Source organism: Candidatus Cloacimonadota bacterium, from assembly GCA_012516855.1.
In the GTDB taxonomy this organism is placed as follows: Bacteria; Cloacimonadota; Cloacimonadia; order Cloacimonadales; family Cloacimonadaceae; genus Syntrophosphaera.
In genome coordinates this window covers 1-5,021 of sequence record JAAYWB010000003.1, presented here as the reverse complement: position 1 = coordinate 5,021, position 5,021 = coordinate 1, and the positions used below count along the sequence as shown (strand labels likewise).

Genomic DNA, 5,021 nt, shown 5'->3' with positions numbered 1-5,021 from the left:
CCTGGCGTACAGCGAACGCAGTGAGCATGGACGACAGGAAGGTCAACGGAATGAATGACAGGTGCTATTGCTGTCGTCGATGCTCGTTCCTCGCTCGACGCCAGCGTATAGACTGGCGATGTAGTCGAGCCGTTAAGGCCTTGTTCTGTGTTTGGGGCGTGCCTCCCGCATGATGCCCGCATTTGACGCGGGGATTGTGCGAGAGGCGTGGGAGGGGGATGGAAACGGGTGCTCAGGGCCTGGCTGACAGGTTATTGCAGCGGGCTGGCAGGCGAATCTCTGGGACGGCTTCCAAGGGAACGCCCCTCAGTAGAATATCACCGCCGTAACTTGTCCCCTCAATGCCTTTTGCCCATCCGAGGGGCGGGATTCCCAAGCGAAGAAATATCTTCCCCGAGGCACGATTTTGCCCGCCGTGTCCCTGCCGTCCCAGTCGATTTTGCCTTCCGCGGGAACCGGGGTGTTGTCTGCCAGGACCCGCACCAGGCCGCCGCTGATATCGTAAACCTTGCAGTTGACGTAGTTTTGGGGGCTTTCCAGTTTATGGAACAGGCTGATTTTCTGCCCCTCTCGGGGGTTGCAGGGGCTACCCTGGACGCTGATATGGCCTCGAAAATCCGGCACCTGCGCGCTCTGGCTGTTGGCCCGGCCGGGGGTGGAGCCGGAAGGATCGAGCGAAAGGCGCCAAAAGGCCTGCTGCCCTGAATTCTGCTGGCGTTCCAGCGAAACCCCCGCCTTGAGGTTCGCGCTGGAATAGCCCATCCAGTCGAGGCTGTCTCCCTCCGCGTTCAGCAGCAGGATGCTGTCGCCATCGTTGTTGAGGGCGGCCCAGCCGCTGGTGCCGACCACGGCGTCGGCGGGGCAGCCGGGATAATGGAGCAGAAACTGCTCCGGAGCCGCGCAGAGCACAAAATAACCGGCGCCCCCGGGCAGGGAAAAGCTGAAATCGTTGCCGTTCGCGTCCCGAATGCTGAAATCCCCCCGGGTGGGAAGCGATTCCACCCAAAGCTCGATCCATTCCTGCTTTCCGGTCTCGGGAGCGAACATCACCTCATTGAGCCGCGGCTGGCTGAGGTTCTGCGGAAAGAGGTCCAGGGCAACGGAATTGTTGGAAGGGTCGGGGTCGTTTTCCAGATCCAGGAACGCGGTGACCCGGTGGTTCAGGTCATCGGAAACGGGCAGGGTGTAGAGCATCCGCAGCGAATCCCCGGCAACGAGGTCGGAAACTGTATTTTCCGCTATCTTCAGGCCGTCCAGGCAGACGCTCAGTCCGGCGCAGAGCGCGGGGCCGATGTCGGAGAGGTTTTTCACCCAGAGTCCGAAGCGCCAGGAACCCTCTTCCCGCCAGGCTTGCGGATGCAGGAGGGCGTAATCGGCGCGGACGCGGTTGGGAAGTCCCGGGGTAGGCTCCGCCTCCTCGCAAAAATCTGCCGCACAGTTGTTTGTGTCATAGCCATCCATGCGCCGGGCCAGGGAATTGCCCTCCGCCACGTCCGGGGCAAAATCTGTTCCCGCCGCCCCGGTGTCGTCGGGCAGATTATTGCTGTTGGGGGAATCGTAAAGCAGTGTGTCGGTGTAAAATCCATCCGGGCCGAGGTAGCGGACCCCGTCGGTTTCCGCACCTCCGTTCTGGAGGGTCATGGGAACGTGGAAAACCGCCTGGCTGACCTGCTCGCCTCCCACCAGCACAAAACGGCGCGCGCGGAGGACATAGTGGGGGAAAGTGAAAAACTCCCTGAATTCGGCACCGCCGCTTAACAGCCTGGCCCCCTGAAGGTTGACGTCCGTGTCGCCGGCGTTGTAAAGCTCAATCCACTCCTTGCCGCCATCGGCTCCGGCGGGGTCGTAGCAGACTTCGTTGATAACCACCTGGCCAGGGCCGAAGGCCGGCAGCAAAAGCGCGAGCGCGAGAAGCGGAAGGCATTTTCCCGGGCCGGCGGGTCTCACCTTTCGCTCCGGGTTCAGGGCAGGTCCAGCATGACCGGCTTCACGTCCCAGATTTCGTTCGCGTATTCGCGGATGGCGCGGTCGGAGGAGAATTTGCCTGAGCGGGCGACGTTCAGGACGGCTTTTTTGGCCCAGGCACGGCGGTCCTGCCAGAGCGTATCGATGCGCTGGGAAGCTTCCAGGAAGGAGCGGAAATCCGCCATAATGCAGTAGGGGTCGCCGGAATCCAGCAGGGAGCGGACGATGGGGTCGAAGATGCCTTTTTCTTTGGGCGAAAACATATCCGAGGCGATGGCTTCGATGGCGCGGCGCAGCTCGGGGTCTTTGCTGTAATAGTAATAGGGGTTGTAACCGCTTTGTTTGAGGGCGCTTACCTCCCCGGCATCGAGGCCGAAGATGAACATGTTTTCAGCCCCGATCTCCTCGGCCATTTCCACGTTGGCGCCGTCCATGGTGCCGAGGGTGAGGGCGCCGTTGAGGGCGAATTTCATGTTGCCGGTGCCGCTGGCTTCGAATCCGGCGGTGGATATCTGCACGGAAACGTCAGTGGCGGGGATGATCTTTTCGGCCAGGGAGACGGTGTAATCGGGCAGGAAGACCACCTTGAGGCGGTCGGCGACGTCCGGGTCCTTGTTCACCACCACGCCCAGGTTGTTGATAAGCTTGATGAGGACTTTCGCCAGGAAGTAGCCCGGGGCGGCCTTTCCGGCGAAGATCACGGTCCTGGGCACGCAGTAGGCCTGGGGGTTGTCCTTGATGCGCAGGTAGCGGGCGATGGTTCCCAACACGTTGAGCAGTTGGCGCTTATACTCGTGCAAGCGTTTGATTTGGGCGTCGAAAATGCTGTCCGCGGAAACCCGGATGCCGGTGACCTTGAAGATGTGCCGGCAGAGGGCGTTTTTATTGATTTGCTTGATTTCCAGAAAGGCGTCCAGGAACTCGGGGTCGTCGGCATAGCGCTCAATGCTGCGGAGGAGCTCCAAATCCGCCACCCAGGCCTCGCCGATGTGTTCACTGATGAGGCTGGCGAGCTGGGGATTGCACACTTTCAGCCAGAGGCGGGGGGTGATGCCGTTGGTCTTGTTCTGGAAGCGTTCGGGATACATTCCGTAAAAATCAGGGAAGATGCGGTCTTTGATGATCTGGGAATGGAGCTTGGCCACTCCATTCACGGCGTGGGACCCGTGCAGGCAGAGCTGGGCCATGCGCAGGTTCTTGGCGGGCGCTTCCTCTATGATGCTGAGGTTGCGCATCTTGGCGAGGTCGCCGGGATAGAGCCGGGTAACCTCGCGAAGGACGTGGTCGTTGATCCGGTAGATCAGTTCCAGATGGCGGGGCAGCAGTTCCTTGAAGAGTTCCACGCTCCATTTTTCCAGGGCCTCGGGCAGGATGGTGTGGTTGGTGTAGCTGAAGCAGCGGCGGGTGATGTCCCAGGCGGTCTCGAAATCCAGCCTTTCCTCGTCGATGAGGATGCGCAGCAGCTCCGGGATGGCCAGGGCGGGGTGGGTGTCGTTAAGCTGTATGGCGATCTTGTCCGGCAGCTCCGCGAAGCTGTCGTGGTCCTGCTTCCAGCCCTGGAGGATGTCCTGCAGGGTGGCGCTCACGAAAAAGTATTCCTGCTCCAGGCGCAACACCTTGCCCAGGTGGAAGTTGTCGTTGGGATAGAGCACCTTGGAGATGTTTTCGGAGATGTTCTTTTTTTCCACGGCGCGGACGTAGTCGCCGCTGTTGAAGTAGTCGAAGTCAAATTCGTCGGTGGCGGTGGCCTGCCAGAGGCGCAGGTTGTTCACGTTGCCCACCTTGTAGCCGGGGATGGGGATGTCCCAGGCCACGGCCATCACGTCGTTGGTGTCCACCCAGCGATAGTCAACGCGCCCGTCTGGCTGTTCCTCCCTGACCAGCTTTCCGCGGAAACGCACCCTGTAAGTGATTTCCGGGCGCTTTATCTCCCAGGGGCAGCCCTTTTTCAGCCAGTGGTCGGGTTCCTCCTCCTGATAGCCCCGCACGATGTTCTGCTTGAAGATGCCGAATTCATAGCGGATGCCGTAACCGTAAGCAGGATAGGCCTGTGTGGCCAGCGAATCCATGAAGCAGGCGGCCAGCCGGCCCAGGCCGCCATTACCGAGGCCCATGTCCGGCTCCAGCTCGATGATGTCTTCCAGCGCGTAGCCGTATTCTTTCAGCAGGTCGTAGGCGTTGTCGTATTCTTCCAGGTTGACCAGGGTGTTGCCCAGCAGGCGACCGATCAGAAATTCCATCGAGAGGTAGAAAACCTTCTTCACGTCCTGCTTGCGGTATTCATACTGGGTTCGCAGCCAGCGTTCGATAAGCTTGTCGCGCAGGCTCAGGCCCAGGGCGAAATAGATGTCCCAAGGCTGCACGTTGGTGGTATCCTTAACCAGGGAATACTCCAGGTGCCTCAGGAATAATGTCTTTATGTCGTCACTGCACTTCTCCGCCTGGTCGGTGAAAAAAATGGAGCGATAATCGTTTTTGGGCAGGAAACCTTCTTTCATCAAATCCTCAGCGGTGATTTTTCACTGGCGGGACCATCGTCGGGAAGCTCTTTTGGTGTCAAGCGGATTTTTCCGGCTTTGTAAACGATAGCGGCTGTCGCTAAGGATAAAAGAAGGCTCAAGTTCAATTATGGTGGGTAACCCTGATCACCAATTTACCGTCATTACAGGGAAGGTTGGAATCCATTCTTTCATAACCGAATGATACTGATAACGTTAATATCGTTAAAAGTCATGCTATATCTCATCTCGGGGCGGGGTGAAGGAACTTCTACCTACTCTATTTGAACATGAGCCATTCTTTTCTTTTGCGATTTTCCGGATGAGCCTGGCCTGACTCTTGAACAAATAGCCCTAACAGCCTTGAGGACATACCGGTTACGCTGGAAGATAGAAGAAGTGCACCGCCATTTCAAACAATCCTATGGCTGGGAAAAGATCCAATTTGCCTCCTACACGCGACTGCAAAACTTGAACCAGATCCTGCTGCTGGCAATGTGTTTCCTATACTCTCTGAAAAAGTTTGCCTATCCACTATCTGCAGGCATTTCCCAGCAT

Annotated in this window: 3 protein-coding genes; 1 reads left to right on the top strand and 2 read right to left on the bottom strand. The window is 58.4% G+C overall.

Annotation, left to right across the window (positions count from 1 at the left end):
• Nucleotides 1-306: 306 nt before the first annotated feature.
• Nucleotides 307-1,947: a hypothetical protein gene (locus GX466_00140; protein NLH92627.1), complete on the bottom strand. Its 1,641-nt coding sequence runs from the start codon at nt 1,945-1,947 to the stop codon at nt 307-309.
• A gap of 14 nt (nt 1,948-1,961) precedes the next feature.
• Entirely contained in the window at nt 1,962-4,463 is a 2,502-nt protein-coding gene (locus GX466_00135; GenBank protein NLH92626.1) for a glycogen/starch/alpha-glucan phosphorylase, read from the bottom strand.
• 399 nt (nt 4,464-4,862) lie between these two features.
• On the opposite strand from GX466_00135, the gene GX466_00130 reads away from it, so the two are divergent.
• Nucleotides 4,863-5,021: hypothetical protein (locus GX466_00130; GenBank protein NLH92625.1), on the top strand; the 159-nt coding region annotated here is incomplete at its 3' end.

Bases quoted from the DNA above. Each gene is read 5' to 3' on its own strand.
- GX466_00135 (NLH92626.1), bottom strand. From the start codon at position 4,463: ATGAAAGAAGGTTTCCTGCCCAAAAACGATTATCGCTCCATTTTTTTC.